The organism is Delftia sp. WY8 (assembly GCF_018437695.1).
In the GTDB taxonomy this organism is placed as follows: domain Bacteria; phylum Pseudomonadota; class Gammaproteobacteria; order Burkholderiales; family Burkholderiaceae_C; genus Comamonas; species Comamonas tsuruhatensis.
On sequence record NZ_CP049795.1, the window covers coordinates 5,385,440 to 5,398,732 of the forward strand.

A 13,293-nucleotide genomic window follows, 5' to 3' on the forward strand; every position below is an offset into this window, starting at 1 on the left:
TAGGCGGTGGCGATTGGCCCATGTGGACGCCCGCCCTTACGGTAGAACAGTGGGCCACGGTACGCAGCCCTGCTGATGGCGAGCTGTACATGCGCAGGGCGGCTACGGGCACCAGCGCGACAGATCCGGCGGACGATATCTACAACTACAGCGCAGTCAGCTACCAGCGCACCGCAGCACGAACGAGCGCTGGCCTGGCATGGAGAGGCGGGACGTCAGCCTCCCTCGTCTATGCGAACAACGCCTCTCGCGCTGCTTTTCCTGCAGTGGCCAAGGGTGTGCGTACCCTCGTCTTCAGTGTGAATGGGCGTGGAGCTATCGATTTTCTGGGAGTCGGCGTGGACTCCTCATCGCTGTACTCACGTTTTGAGGTCATCGTGGACGGTAGATGGATGGCCGATTACTTCGGAGTGTTCAGCAGCGGGACGGGCATCACGCTTATCGGCAGTGTTGCGCCCAGCAATGCCGACAACTACGGGGGGCTTGCTGTCGATGACAACTTGGGTATTGAGTTTAGACGTGGTTTGCAGGTTTACGCCACGCCAGACTCAGCCCTTCTTTTGTCCGCTGGCGCAAACGTTTTCCACAGAATAAGGAGCCATGGATGAGCGAGATAGAAATGCTCGAAGAGCGGGTCGGAGGCCTGGTTGTGCATCGTTGGCCCGATGCGCCGACGCAGGAGACCCGCCCAGAGATTGCCATAACGGGAATTGTTCCCAGTAGCCCAGCCGGCTATACAGCAAAGCCAGACTTCACGGAGGTGACCGTGCCGGTAGGGGTCACGCTGGCTTTCACAGCAGAGTTGCGCCATTCCGGCCAGGTGGTACCCATAGATGACACCTTCCGCATGCCCATCCGAAGCCGCGACGGCCGCGAGAGGGTTTTGGTCGCCACTATGGTCCAAGGCGTTATCACCTTCTCTGTGCAGTTCGATGACAGCCGTGTGTGGGAGGTGACCGAGGCCGTCATCAACGGCGACTTACCGCCCGAGGCGCGCATGCGCTTTCAGGGAGTGAAGGTTTACGTGGTCGAGTCATAGCGAAAAAAGACGGGCGACCTGGTCCGGTGCTACGAACACCTGGCCAAGCCCCAACATGCAGATCAGGCCTGCAAGCCGGCAAGGCCCGCCACCCTGTACAGAGTGCGGCCGAGCCTACCAGAGAAAGAGGCTTGCAATGGAAGAAATCCGCTGCGGCGCGTGCCGCCGCAAATTGGCAGAGGGGGACTACATCCGCCTTTGCATCAAGTGTCCCAGGTGTGGGGCATTCAATCAGCTGAGCGCCATGAGCGCCCCACCAGAGCCCCACAGAGGGCCTGCAGCTGAGATAAATGACAAATCCCATCATTCCCTGGATCGGAGGCAAGCGCCGCCTCGTCGACCTTCTGCTCAAGCGGTTTCCCGCGCATAGCTGCTACGTGGAGCTTTTCGCGGGCGGTGCAGCTGTCTACTTCGCCCGCCACCCTGCCGACGTCGAGGTGCTGAACGATGTGAATGGCGACCTGGTCAATCTTTATCGCGTCGTCACGCACCACTTGGAGGAGTTCGTTAGGCAGTTCAAATGGGCGCTGACGAGCCGGCAGGTTTTCAAGTGGCTGCAGGAGACCAGGCCGGAGACGCTCACAGATGTGCAGCGTGCGGCCCGGTTCTTCTATCTACAGCAACTCTCATTCGGGGGGAAAGTGAGCGGCCAGACGTTCGGCACGGCAACCACGGCTCCGGCAATCAACCTGCTCAGGATTGAAGAAACGCTGTCAGCAGCGCATTTGCGGCTGGCGGGCGGGACCTACATCGAGCAACTCGACTGGTCAGCATGCATCGACCGCTACGACCGGCCGCACACACTTTTTTATGCAGATCCTCCCTATTTCGAGACGGAGGGCTATGGCGTGCCGTTTACTTGGGAGCAGTACGAGCTGATGGCTACCAAGCTCAAGAATCTGAAGGGAAAGGCCGTGGTCAGCATCAATGACCATCCCGCGATACGTGAGTGCTTCAAGGATTTCGAGATGGAGGAGCTCAAGCTCGACTACATAGTGGGTGGTGGTGCTAACCGGGTGGAGAGGGGAGAGCTTATCATTTACAGTTGGAATCGCGCATGCGAACCAGCCGGGCTTTTTTAATCGTAACTTTAGGAGTCGACATGAATACAGAAATTCCCCAAATTCCCACAAGCATGGATAAATTCAACTTCTCGGTTATTGCGCTCTTGAAGAGGTTGTATGAGATTTTTCCAGTGCCAAGTCAGCACTTCCATCCCGGAAATGTCTGCTGGGGTCTTATGCCTCACGGTACATCAAATGATGAAGTGAGGTCGCTTGACGAAATAGCGTACTGGACCTTCCAATGGATCAGGCGTGCAGGATTTGTAGATGGCAAGGCTTCAGGTGCCGGTGCCTTCACCGACGTCGTTCTCACTCTCAAAGGCCTTGTGATTCTTGAAAGCGCTGCAGGGTACGGGTTTGGGGGCATACCACCAACTTTCATTGAGAAGATCCAGGAAATTCTTCCAGACTCCCCCGATTTTCTTGACTACAAATTATTAGAGTTGCTTGCTTTGGGGGCAATTCGGGAGATGGCGTCGTCAGAAGCTCCTTCCGAAAATATTTCCAATTAATAATGCTGATTGCTAGATGGAACTCATGATTTTCTATACAAGGCCTTCTAGAGCATTAAGGTTCGTGCGCTGTAACCGTCTCTATGGCTGCACTAAGGCTTATTGGAGACAGCACTTCTTCGCCGCTTAGAGAACAAAGCGTGCCAAAGCGCGCGCAACTTTGTGCCAAAGCGCGCGCAACTTTGTGCCAAAGCGCGCGCGACGCCATCGGCCGGCGCCCTCACGCCCGTGCAGTGGCTGCTGGTGCCGCACCACGGCAGCCGCACCTCATCGAGCACTGCTCTGGTGCAGGCCCTGGCACCGCGCTGGGCCATGGTGCAGGCGGGATACCGCAGCCGTTATGGACACCCGGTCCCCGAGGTGGTGCGGCGCTATGAGGCCAACGGCTCCAGCGTGGTGCAGTCGGCCCGCTGCGGCGCAGCGCATTGGCGCTCTGCCGATCCCGCACAGCTAGTCTGCGAGCGGGAGCGGGCGCGCCGTTACTGGGACATGCATGTCACGCACGTCAGGCACATCACGCAGAGGCAGGGCGGATAGGACGGGTGCCGATGGCCGCGCAGCCGGCATATGCTGGATACCGCTTGTCCGGATTGAGGTTACCTATCGCTACACTGGTGCGATACGAGGGCTGGCCCGCAGCTTGCTTTACCTCGTACACATGCAGCGACAGGAGGTGACGAATGCATCCATTTGACGAGATGTACACGATGACGCCGTTCGACGGCAGCGATGTGCGCCTGCACTACAAGGACTATGCGCAATGGCTTGCGCGCCAGTCCGAACAGACGCTGCGAGCGCGTAGCGCCGAGGCCGAGATCATCTTCCGGCGCGTAGGCATCACGTTCGCCGTCTACGGCGACAAGGATGAAAGTGGCGCCGGCACCGAGCGCCTCATTCCCTTCGACCTGATTCCGCGCGTCATCCCGTCCCATGAATGGGAGCGCATGCAGGCAGGCCTGGTGCAGCGCGTGACGGCGCTCAACCGCTTTCTGCACGACGTCTACCACGACCAGGAAATCCTGCGCGCGGGCCTGCTGCCGCGCGAGCTGGTGCTGAACAACAGCCAGTACCGCCCCGAGATGCGGGGCCTTGCCGTGCAGGGCGGCATCTACGCCCACATCGCCGGCATCGACATCGTGCGTGCCGCCAATGCCCAGGGCGAGGGCGTGTACTACGTGCTGGAGGACAACCTGCGCGTGCCTTCGGGCGTGTCTTACATGCTGGAGAACCGCCGCATGATGATGCGGCTGTTCCCCGACCTGTTCTCCCGTCATCCCGTGGAGCCCGTGGCCCACTATCCCGACATGCTGCTGGAGACGCTGCGCGCCAGCGCTCCGGCCGGCACGCCCGAGCCCACGGTGGTGGTGCTCACGCCCGGCATGTACAACAGCGCCTACTTCGAGCACGCCTTCCTGGCCCAGCAGATGGGCGTGGAGCTGGTCGAGGGCCAGGACCTGGTGGTGGACAAGGACGTGGTCTACATGCGCACCACGCGCGGCCTTCAGCGCGTGGACGTGATCTACCGGCGCGTGGACGATGATTTTCTGGACCCCGAAGTCTTCCGTCCCACCTCCACGCTGGGCTGCCCCGGCCTCATGCGCGCCTACCGCGCGGGCAACGTCAGCATCTGCAATGCGGCGGGCACGGGGGTGGCCGACGACAAATCGGTCTATCCCTATGTGCCGGAGATGATCCGCTTCTACCTGGGCGAGGAACCCATTCTGCAGAACGTGCCGACCTGGCTGTGCCGCAAGCCCGACGACCTGCGCTACGTGCTCGACCACCTGGATGAGCTGGTGGTCAAGGAAGTCCATGGCGCCGGTGGCTACGGCATGCTGATCGGGCCTGCCGCCTCGCGCGGCGAGATAGAGGATTTCCGCCGCGCGCTCATCGCCAATCCCGGCGGCTACATCGCGCAGCCCACGCTGGCGCTGTCCACCTGCCCCACCCTGGTGGAGCAGGGCATCGCGCCAAGGCATATCGACCTGCGTCCCTTCGTGCTCAGCGGCAATCAGGTACGCATGGTGGCCGGCGGCCTCACGCGCGTGGCGCTCAAGGAAGGCTCGCTGGTGGTCAATTCATCACAGGGCGGCGGCACCAAGGACACCTGGGTGCTCGGGGCCGGTGAGTCAAACGAGGGAGGACATTGAATGCTCAGCCGTACTGCCGATCATCTGTACTGGATGTCCCGCTACACGGAGCGTGCGGAGAACACTGCCCGCATGCTCAACGTCTCCTATGACACTTCCATGCTGCCCCAGGCGCCTCAGGCGGCGCGCAAGGCCTGGCAGGGCGTGCTGTCCATCAGCGAGCTGATCCCCGCCTATGCCTCCCGCCACGGCGAGGTGCAGCGAGAGGCCGTGCTGCACTTCATGGTGCGCGACGAGAGCAACTCCTCGTCCATCGCCTCCTGCCTGCGCGCTGCGCGGGAGAATGCGCGTGCCGTGCGCGGCGCGCTGACCACCGAGGCCTGGGAGACCCAGAACCAGACCTGGCTGGAACTCAAGCGCCTGCTGGCCGAGGGGGACTGGGAGCGCGATCCGGGCCAGTTCTTCGAATGGGTCAAGCACCGCTCGCACCTGTCGCGCGGCGTGACACTGGGCACCATGCTGCAGGACGAGGCCTTCCACTTCCTGCGCCTGGGCACCTTCATCGAGCGCGCCGACAACACGGCGCGCCTGCTGGACGTGAAATTCCACGCCATCGAGCGCGACTACCATGGCAGCGCGCGCAACGGAGCGTCGGGCAAAGGGGCCACGCCCTTCGACTTCTACCACTGGAGCGCGCTGCTGCGCAGCGTCTCGGCCTTCGAGGTCTACCGCAAGGTCTACCGCGACGTGATCACGCCCGAGCGCGTGGCCGAGCTGCTGATGCTGCGCAGCGACATGCCGCGCTCGCTGCTGGCCAGCATGCTGGAAGTGGTGGCCAACCTGGAAAGCGTGGCCAACGACCAGTCGCGCGAGACCCAGCGCAAGGCGGGCCGCCTGCTGGCTGACCTGCGCTATGCGCGCATCGACGAAATCCTGGCCACGGGCCTGCACGCCTATCTCACGCAGTTCCTGGATCGCGTGCACGACCTGGGTCAGGGCATCAGCCGCGACTTCCTGGTGCCTGCCTGAGCCGCCGTCGCCCAATGAACAAAGCCGCCCTCGGGCGGCTTTGTTCATTGGGGCAGGGCCATTCAGTCCTGCGCGCTGTCCAGCTCCAGCACAACGCCTTCGGCATCGCCGATGGGCACCACGTCGCAGTTGTCGCCAGGGCCTCCCCGGTCCACCACGATGAAGCGCGCGGGCGCGTTCAGGGCAATCAGCGAGTGGTGCCAGACGCCGCGGCGGTAGTTCACGCCCTGGCGTCCGTTGGTGATGAAGGCGCGCAGGTCGCCGGGCGCCACCTGCTCTCCCAGGGGCGCAACCACCACGATGAAGGGCTGGGCGTCCAGCGGCATGAAGGCCTGGCTGCCCAGGGGATGGCGCTCCATGCTCGTCAGCTGCAGGGGCAGCGCATAGGGGCGGGCGTGGAACAGGTTGATCAGCGCATGGCCCTCGCTGCCGCCCGTGTCCACGCGGGCCAGGGCATGGTAGCGCTCGGTCATGCCGTCATTGATCAGCAGCGGCGTGTGGCCTGCACTGTCGATGACCTCGCCAAACTCGGCAAAGGCTTCGGCGGTCAGCGGTTGGACGCGCAGGCGAAGGCGGGCGGGGCGGGTCTCTGACAAGGTATTCACGAAGTACTGCCTCTTGTTTTCACACTGGTATTACCAGTTTGCTGTTGCCTGGGGATTTTGTCAAATCTGAGTGACGCCAGCCTATGCCCTGCGCGTCATTTGCGGTGGTTCGGGTAAATGCGAGTGTGCATTGGCCGGCGGGAAGGGCAACATTCGCTCCGTATTTTCAGACCGGTCATACCAGTTGATCGCAACCCTTCAACCAAGGACTTCCTGATGTCATCACTTCCCGCATCCGCCGAGGCCGCCGGCGCGGCCCCGGCGCTGTCCAGCGAAACGCCGGCCGAGGCAGCCGTCTACCGCAAGGTGGCCTGGCGCCTGCTTCCCTTCATCATGGCCTGCTACGTGGCGGCCTATCTGGACCGGGTGAACGTGGGCTTTGCCAAGCTGCACATGCTGGCCGACCTGCAGTTCAGCGAGGCCATGTACGGCCTGGGCGCGGGGCTGTTCTTCATCGGCTATTTCTTCTTCGAGGTGCCCAGCAACATGCTGATGCACCGCATAGGAGCCAAGGCCACCATCTCGCGGATCATGATCATGTGGAGCCTGATCTCGGCGGCCATGATGTTCGTGACCACGCCCACGCAGTTCTACGTGCTGCGCTTCCTGCTGGGCGCGGCCGAGGCCGGTTTCTACCCCGGCATGATCCTGTACATGACCTACTGGTTTCCCTCGTACCGGCGCGCCCGCATGGTGGCGCTGTTCATGTGCGCGATCCCGGTCTCGGGCATCCTGGGCGGACCGCTGTCGGGCGGCATCATGGACCTGATGCAGGGCGTGGCGGGGCTGCGCGGCTGGCAATGGCTGTTCCTGATCGAGGCCATTCCCTCGCTGATCCTGGGCCTGGCCGTGCTCTGGTACCTGGACAACAGCATCCGCGCAGCGCGCTGGCTGACCGAGGCGGAAAAGACCCTGCTGGAGCGCAACATCGCCCGCGAGAACGCCAGCAAGAGCGATAGCCATGTGACGCTGCGCGCGCTGTTCTCCGACCCGCGCATCATCAAGATGGCCCTGATCTGCTTTTGCACCGTCATGGGCCAGTACGGCCTCACGTTCTGGCTGCCCAGCCTGATCCGCCAGTCGGGCGTGGAGGGTGCCTTCCAGATCGGCCTGCTGACGGCCGTGCCGTTTTCGGTGGCCGTGGTGTCCATGAACCTGGTCAGCCGCAGCTCGGACCGCATGCGCGAGCGCCGCTGGCACCTGATCGTTCCGTTCTGCGTGGGCGCGGCGGGCCTGATGCTGTCGGCCATCTTCAGCGGCAACGTCTACCTGTCGCTGGCCGCCCTGGCGCTGGCCGCGGGCGGCAGCCTGGCAACCTCGCCACTGTTCTGGAGCCTGCCCACGGCCATCCTGTCCAGCGCAGGCGCTGCGGTCGGCATTGCGCTGATCAACTCCTTCGCCAACCTGGCCGGCTTCATCAGCCCCTACATGATCGGCCTCATCAAGGATGCGACGCAGAGCACCAATGCGGCCATGTTCGTGCTGGCCGGCGTGCTGCTGTTCGGGGCCTTCCTGACCTATACCGTGCCCGCCAAACTGGTCAACAAGTAGCGCCGGACAGGGCGCGTGAACCGGCGGGCGAGGCGCGCAGTCGCTAAGATCGGCGCACCGCCCCCGGGCCAGAGATCCGCCAACGCATGGAACCCAGCACCGCCATCAGCACACCCGCCGGCAACCCTGCCAGCACCGCCGTTGCCGGCAATGCCGCCCGCGTGATCCGCGAGTGGATCGAGGGCGGCGTGTATCCGGTGGGCTCGCTCCTGCCTTCGCAGCGCGACCTGTCGGAGCAGTTGGGCATCAGCCGCACCTCGCTGCGCGAGGCGCTGTCCACGCTGCAGGGACTGGGCCTGGTCGTGGCCCGGCCTGGCAAGGGCATGTACGTGACCGAGGCGCCCGAGGCTGCGGCCGCAGACGCCTGGCGCTTTGCCGACTCGCATGCGCTCACCGATGTCTATCAGCTGCGCTACGCGCTGGAGGGCTTTGTGGCGCGCCTGGCGGCCCTGGTGGTGCAGCCTGAGGATGTGCAGGCCCTGCAGGCCAATCTGCAGGCCATGCAGCAGAGCATAGAGCGGGCCGATTTCGTGCAGGCCACGCGACTGGATTTCGAGTTCCACCTGCAGATCGCCACCATCTCGGGCAACCATGCCATCGCCGACGTGCTGCGCGGCAGCGGCGAGGTCATGCAGGAAAGCCAGCGCCTGCCGTTCTACAAGCGGGGCGCACGGCATGCGACCACCGAGGAGCATGCGGCCATCATCGATGCCCTGTCCCGCGGCCATCCCGAACTGGCCCAGCAGGCCATGGCCACCCACATCGTGCAGGCGGCCCAGCGCGCGGGCGTGCACTTTCCCACCGGCCTGTAGGCACGCCAGCCCGTGCCTGATCGGCCGGGTTTTTGGCCTTACCATCATCGGCGCAGCGCATTTTTTCCCTATCCACAGACCGCCCGGATGCCGATCCATGACAAGCCAAGGAAATGAACTCTGCATACTGGCAGACGCCCTAGAGGCGCAGCGCGAAGGACTCTTGCAGACATGGCGCAAGGCCGTCAGGCGGGACCCGGCGCTGACCGCTGGTGAGGCGCTTCCCCGAACCCAGCTGAACGATCACATCCCGGCCGTGCTGGCCGCGTTCGAGCAGCAACTGCGGACCCTGGGTGGTGCACCGGCAGACACCGCCGAGCCGCCGGGCGATGGCGAGCAGGCCGCCGCCCACGGCCTGCACCGCTGGCAGCAGGGCTATGACCTGCATGAAGTCGTGCGCGAGCTGGGGCTGCTCAACGAAGTCATGGTGGCGCAGCTGGAGGACTATGCCCAGGGGCGCCCTGATGCGCACGTCGCCATGCCCGTTGCGCGCAAGGCCTGGGCCGCCACCTATACCCGCGACGTTCAGGACAGCAGCACCCAGTATTTCCGCCTGCAGCAGCAGGAGGCCGAGGGCCATGTCCGGGACCTGGAAGCGGCGCTGCATGACCTGAGCGCGCTGGACCTGCAGCGCTCGCAACTGTGGGAGCAGGTTGCGCATGACCTGCGCAGCAACGTCGGCGTGGTGGCCAATGTGACGCATGGCCTGGGCATGCAGCATGCGCCGGCGCAGTCCCGCGAGAAACTCCTGCGCATGCTGGACCGCAACGTCCAGTCGCTGCGACATCTGCTGGATGACGTGACGGAGCTGGCCAAGCTGCATGCCGGGCGCGAGCATCGCCAGCTGACCTCCTTTGACGCAGCCCAGGTGATCACCCATCTGTGCGAGGGACTGCAGGCCCTGGCCAACGATCGCGGCCTGTACCTGCACCTGCAGGGGCCGGGGACGATGCCGGTTGAGGGGGATGCCTTGAAACTGCGCCGCATCGCGCAGAACCTGGTGCTCAACGCGCTCAAGTACACCCAGGAGGGCGGCGTCACGGTGAAGTGGGCCCTTGGTGATGGGGAGGACCAGCGCCGCTGGATGCTCTCCATCGGGGATACGGGCCCCGGCATGGAGCCGGCGGCGCCCCTGGTTGCCGCCCTCAAGCACGCCACGGACCTGGACCCTTCGGGCCATCTGACGCCGGCGGCCTCCGCAGAGGTCCGCGCCGGAGGCGAGCCACGGCCCGGCGTCGCGGCGGCCCGCTACCGCAGCGGCGCAGGCGAGGGGATAGGCCTGTCCATCGTCAAGCGGCTGGCGGAATTGCTGGACGCCACGATCGAGGTGCAGTCGGCCGCGCAGACCGGCACGACCTTTCTGCTTCTGTTTCCGCTGCGATACGCCGACGAGTGACCGATAGCTGGGCCATGAGATGAAAAAACGGGCACACAGGCCCGTCGTTTCGCGTGCGGGGCGCAGCCTGTGCCGCCGCCCCTGAGTCCGGTGCTCAGGACTCTTCGTCCATCTGCGACTGCAGATAGTTCTGGATTCCGACCTTGTCGATCAGGTCCAGCTGGGTTTCGAGGTAGTCGATGTGCTCCTCGGTATCGTCCAGGATCTTTTGCAGCAGGTCGCGCGAGACATAGTCGCGCACGCTTTCGCAGTGGGCGATGCCGTCCTTGATGGTCTGCTGCGCGGTTTTCTCGCTGCTCAGGTCGCAAGCCAGGGCTTCGGGCACGTCCTCGCCGACTTGCAGCTTGCCCAGGTCTTGCAGGTTGGGCAGGCCGTCGAGCACGAAGATGCGGTCCATGAGCCAGTCGGCGTGCTTCATCTCGCCGATGGACTCCTTGTATTCCTTCTTGGCCAGCTTGTCGAAGCCCCAGTGCTTGTACATGCGGTAGTGCAGGAAGTACTGGTTGATGGCCGTCAGCTCGTTCTTGAGCTGGGCTTGCAGCCAGGTGATGACTTGTGCGTCGCCTTGCATGGGGAACTCCTTTGTTGTACGTGGGGGACCGCGCCGATCGCCGGCCGCTATAGGGGTGGATTGTCTAGGGTTTCTGCGTCAGATCAAGCAAACCCCTGTTATCACGCATTGGCTGCTTATGAGGCGCGTTCTCGTTTGCGGGCCGGCTGCCGACGCGGCTGCGGGGTTGCTGCATTGCCTTGTCATATTTCGGCCCAAAATAGCCTCTTCAGGCCGGTGGCGGGCTGGTCAAGCCCGCAGGCCTGGAGACAAGGATGTTCACATAGTTTTTGGCAATCGGATGAATTCAATCAATTCATTGGATCAATCGATGGCCTGGGCCTAGACTTCGTCCTGTGTTCACTCACCAACCACAAAGGAAACAGCAATGTCCGTGATCAACACCCAAATCAAGCCCTTCAAGACGCAGGCCTTCAAGAATGGCAAGTTCATCGAAGTGACCGAAAAGGACGTCCTGGGCAAGTGGGCCGTGTTCTTCTTCTACCCCGCTGACTTCACCTTCGTGTGCCCCACCGAGCTGGGCGACGTGGCCGACCACTACGACGAACTGCAAAAGCTGGGCGTGGAAGTGTTCTCCGTGTCCACCGACACCCACTTCGTGCACAAGGCATGGCACGACGCGTCGGACACCATCCGCAAGATCAAGTACACGATGCTGGGCGATCCCACCTGGGAAATCAGCAACAACTTCGAAGTCCTGCGCCCCGGCCAGGGCCTGGCTGACCGCGGCACCTTCATCGTCGACCCCGATGGCGTGATCCAGGCCGTGGAAATCACCGCCGAAGGCATTGGCCGCAACGCCGTCGACCTGCTGCGCAAGGTCAAGGCTGCCCAGTACGTCCGCAACCACCCCGGTGAAGTCTGCCCCGCCAAGTGGGAAGAAGGCGACAAGACCCTGGCTCCCTCGCTCGACCTGGTCGGCAAGATCTAAGCGGTACACCGCTTCCTGTTCACAGTTGAACTGTTGAAGACGCCCGGGTGCCTGGCGCCCGGGCTTTTTTTTCCGAAAATTCGTATTTCCCTAGGAGTCCGACATGCTTGACAACAACCTGAAAGCCCAATTGCAGGCCTACCTGGAGCGCCTGCAGCGTCCGGTGGAGCTGGTGGCTTCGCTGGATGACAGCCAGGGTGCGCGCGAGCTGAAGGAACTGCTGCTGGAAATCCGCGAGCTGAGCGACAAGATCACCGTCGTCGAGCACAACGACGCCGAGGTGCGCAAGCCCTCGTTCCTGATCACCAATCCCGGCGTGGACAGCGGCGTGCGTTTCGCAGGCGTCCCCCTGGGCCATGAATTCACCTCGCTGGTGCTGGCCCTGCTGCAGGTCGGCGGCCATCCGTCCAAGGAATCGGCCGAGTTGCTGGAGCAGGTGCGCAACATCGACGTGCCGCTGCACTTCGAGACCTACTACTCGCTGTCCTGCCACAACTGCCCGGACGTGGTGCAGGCGCTGAACCTGATGTCCGTGCTCAATCCCAAGATCAGCCACACCGCCATCGACGGCGGGCTGTTCCAGAAGGAAGTCGAGCAGCGCGAAGTCATGGGCGTGCCCACGGTCTTCGTCAATGGCGAGCGCTTCGGCCAGGGCCGCATGGAGCTGGCCGAGATCGTCGCCAAGGTCGACACCGGCGCCGCTTCGCGTGAAGCGGCCAGGATTTCCGCCAAGGACGCCTTCGACGTGCTGATCGTCGGTGGCGGCCCCGCCGGCGCGGCCGCTGCCATCTATGCGGCACGCAAGGGCATCCGCACCGGCATTGCCGCCGAGCGCTTCGGCGGCCAGGTGCTGGACACCGTGGACATCGAGAACTTCATCTCGGTCTCCAAGACCGAAGGCCCTCAGCTGGCCGCCGCCATGGAGCGCCATGTGCGCGACTACGAGGTGGACATCATGAACCTGCAGACGGCCTCCAAACTGGTTCCGGCTGCCACGGAAGGCGGGCTGATCGAGGTGCAGACCGCCTCGGGCGCCAGCCTCAAGGCCAAGACCGTCATCCTCTCGACCGGCGCGCGCTGGCGCAACATGAACGTGCCGGGCGAGGACAAGTACCGCACCAAGGGCGTGACCTACTGCCCGCACTGCGACGGACCGCTGTTCAAGGGCAAGAATGTGGCCGTCATCGGCGGCGGCAACTCGGGCGTGGAAGCGGCCATCGACCTGGCCGGCATCGTGCGCAGCGTGACGCTGCTGGAGTTCGCCAGCGAGCTCAAGGCCGATGCCGTGCTGCAAAAGAAGCTCAAGAGCCTGCCCAATGTGACCGTCATCCTCAACGCCCAGACCACCGAGGTCAACGGCGACGGCAAGAAGGTCACCGGCCTGACCTACAAGGACCGCACGACGGAAGAGGTCAAGACCGTGGCGCTGGAAGGCATCTTCGTGCAGATCGGCCTGCTGCCCAACACCGACTGGCTCAAGGGCACGGTGGAGCTGACCCGCTTCGGCGAGATCGTGATCGATGCCAAGGGCCACACCAGCGTGCCCGGCGTGTTCGCCGCAGGCGACTGCACCAACGTGCCGTACAAGCAGATCATCATCGCTGCCGGTGCCGGCTCCACGGCTGCGCTGTCGGCCTTCGACCACCTGATCCGCCACTGAGCTGAACAGGCGTGAGAAAGGGCCCGGATGCCT

The 13,293-nt window shown here is 63.6% G+C and carries 14 protein-coding genes and 1 pseudogene; 13 read left to right on the forward strand and 2 right to left on the reverse strand.

Annotated elements, in window-relative coordinates; genetic code table 11:
- Positions 1-20 precede the first annotated feature (20 nt).
- The 8 genes and pseudogenes from G4D77_RS24765 (at position 21) to G4D77_RS24800 (ending at position 5,734) form a co-directional block, all read left to right on the forward strand.
- Positions 21-608 carry a hypothetical protein gene (locus G4D77_RS24765; protein WP_154833776.1) on the forward strand — a complete coding sequence of 196 codons (588 nt, stop codon included), beginning with the start codon at positions 21-23 and terminating at the stop codon, positions 606-608.
- A complete protein-coding gene (locus G4D77_RS24770) occupies positions 605-1,039 on the forward strand; it encodes a hypothetical protein (protein WP_154833777.1) in 435 nt (144 codons plus the stop codon). The genes G4D77_RS24765 and G4D77_RS24770 overlap by 4 nt, the downstream gene beginning before the upstream one ends.
- Positions 1,040-1,175: 136 nt before the next feature.
- The gene (locus G4D77_RS24775; RefSeq protein ID WP_154833778.1) at positions 1,176-1,409 is read left to right on the forward strand and encodes a Com family DNA-binding transcriptional regulator; all 234 of its coding nucleotides are present in this window, start codon (positions 1,176-1,178) and stop codon (positions 1,407-1,409) included.
- Complete coding sequence (locus G4D77_RS24780; RefSeq protein WP_154833779.1) at positions 1,330-2,121, forward strand: DNA adenine methylase; 792 nt, start codon at positions 1,330-1,332, stop codon at positions 2,119-2,121. Before G4D77_RS24775 ends, G4D77_RS24780 begins: the two co-directional genes overlap by 80 nt.
- Positions 2,122-2,141: 20 nt before the next feature.
- Positions 2,142-2,615, forward strand: a complete 474-nt coding sequence (locus tag G4D77_RS24785) for a hypothetical protein (protein WP_154833780.1) — start codon at positions 2,142-2,144, stop codon at positions 2,613-2,615.
- 195 nt (positions 2,616-2,810) lie between these two features.
- Positions 2,811-3,152: pseudogene (locus tag G4D77_RS24790) on the forward strand (ComEC/Rec2 family competence protein); the annotation flags it as partial.
- Between the two features lie 143 nt (positions 3,153-3,295).
- Complete coding sequence (locus G4D77_RS24795; RefSeq protein WP_016447617.1) at positions 3,296-4,765, forward strand: circularly permuted type 2 ATP-grasp protein; 1,470 nt, start codon at positions 3,296-3,298, stop codon at positions 4,763-4,765.
- Positions 4,766-5,734, forward strand: a complete 969-nt coding sequence (locus G4D77_RS24800; RefSeq protein ID WP_016447616.1) for an alpha-E domain-containing protein — start codon at positions 4,766-4,768, stop codon at positions 5,732-5,734.
- A 62-nt stretch (positions 5,735-5,796) separates the two neighbouring features.
- Here G4D77_RS24800 and G4D77_RS24805 read toward each other — a convergent pair whose 3' ends face one another.
- Positions 5,797-6,339 (reverse strand): ureidoglycolate lyase, encoded by a 543-nt coding sequence (locus G4D77_RS24805; protein WP_046238231.1) that lies wholly within the window; start codon positions 6,337-6,339, stop codon positions 5,797-5,799.
- Positions 6,340-6,555: 216 nt separating this feature from the next.
- Between G4D77_RS24805 and G4D77_RS24810 the strand changes: the two genes are divergently transcribed.
- The 3 genes from G4D77_RS24810 to G4D77_RS24820 all read left to right on the forward strand — a co-directional run bounded on the left by G4D77_RS24810 (position 6,556) and on the right by G4D77_RS24820 (position 10,098).
- Positions 6,556-7,890: an MFS transporter gene (locus tag G4D77_RS24810; protein ID WP_154833781.1), complete on the forward strand. Its 1,335-nt coding sequence runs from the start codon at positions 6,556-6,558 to the stop codon at positions 7,888-7,890.
- A gap of 86 nt (positions 7,891-7,976) precedes the next feature.
- Positions 7,977-8,702 carry a FadR/GntR family transcriptional regulator gene (locus G4D77_RS24815; RefSeq protein WP_016447613.1) on the forward strand — a complete coding sequence of 242 codons (726 nt, stop codon included), beginning with the start codon at positions 7,977-7,979 and terminating at the stop codon, positions 8,700-8,702.
- A gap of 163 nt (positions 8,703-8,865) precedes the next feature.
- Positions 8,866-10,098 carry a sensor histidine kinase gene (locus tag G4D77_RS24820; protein WP_250134233.1) on the forward strand — a complete coding sequence of 411 codons (1,233 nt, stop codon included), beginning with the start codon at positions 8,866-8,868 and terminating at the stop codon, positions 10,096-10,098.
- Between the two features lie 94 nt (positions 10,099-10,192).
- On the opposite strand, the gene bfr is transcribed toward G4D77_RS24820, so the two are convergent.
- Complete coding sequence (bfr, locus tag G4D77_RS24825) at positions 10,193-10,669, reverse strand: bacterioferritin (protein WP_016447611.1); 477 nt, start codon at positions 10,667-10,669, stop codon at positions 10,193-10,195.
- 367 nt (positions 10,670-11,036) lie between these two features.
- Here bfr and ahpC point away from each other — a divergent pair, with 367 nt between their 5' ends.
- Positions 11,037-11,600 (forward strand): alkyl hydroperoxide reductase subunit C, encoded by a 564-nt coding sequence (gene ahpC, locus G4D77_RS24830; RefSeq protein WP_016447610.1) that lies wholly within the window; start codon positions 11,037-11,039, stop codon positions 11,598-11,600.
- 103 nt (positions 11,601-11,703) lie between these two features.
- On the forward strand, positions 11,704-13,260 hold the full coding sequence (gene ahpF / locus G4D77_RS24835) for an alkyl hydroperoxide reductase subunit F (RefSeq protein WP_133073128.1): 1,557 nt from the start codon (positions 11,704-11,706) through the stop codon (positions 13,258-13,260).
- Positions 13,261-13,293 lie beyond the last annotated feature (33 nt).

Bases quoted from the DNA above. Each gene is read 5' to 3' on its own strand.
- bfr (WP_016447611.1), bottom strand. From the start codon at position 10,669: ATGCAAGGCGACGCACAAGTCATCACCTGGCTGCAAGCCCAGCTCAAG.
- G4D77_RS24775 (WP_154833778.1), top strand. From the start codon at position 1,176: ATGGAAGAAATCCGCTGCGGCGCGTGCCGCCGCAAATTGGCAGAGGGG.
- G4D77_RS24795 (WP_016447617.1), top strand. From the start codon at position 3,296: ATGCATCCATTTGACGAGATGTACACGATGACGCCGTTCGACGGCAGC.
- G4D77_RS24770 (WP_154833777.1), top strand. From the start codon at position 605: ATGAGCGAGATAGAAATGCTCGAAGAGCGGGTCGGAGGCCTGGTTGTG.
- G4D77_RS24780 (WP_154833779.1), top strand. From the start codon at position 1,330: ATGACAAATCCCATCATTCCCTGGATCGGAGGCAAGCGCCGCCTCGTC.
- ahpF (WP_133073128.1), top strand. From the start codon at position 11,704: ATGCTTGACAACAACCTGAAAGCCCAATTGCAGGCCTACCTGGAGCGC.
- G4D77_RS24800 (WP_016447616.1), top strand. From the start codon at position 4,766: ATGCTCAGCCGTACTGCCGATCATCTGTACTGGATGTCCCGCTACACG.
- G4D77_RS24815 (WP_016447613.1), top strand. From the start codon at position 7,977: ATGGAACCCAGCACCGCCATCAGCACACCCGCCGGCAACCCTGCCAGC.
- G4D77_RS24785 (WP_154833780.1), top strand. From the start codon at position 2,142: ATGAATACAGAAATTCCCCAAATTCCCACAAGCATGGATAAATTCAAC.
- G4D77_RS24810 (WP_154833781.1), top strand. From the start codon at position 6,556: ATGTCATCACTTCCCGCATCCGCCGAGGCCGCCGGCGCGGCCCCGGCG.
- ahpC (WP_016447610.1), top strand. From the start codon at position 11,037: ATGTCCGTGATCAACACCCAAATCAAGCCCTTCAAGACGCAGGCCTTC.
- G4D77_RS24765 (WP_154833776.1), top strand. From the start codon at position 21: ATGTGGACGCCCGCCCTTACGGTAGAACAGTGGGCCACGGTACGCAGC.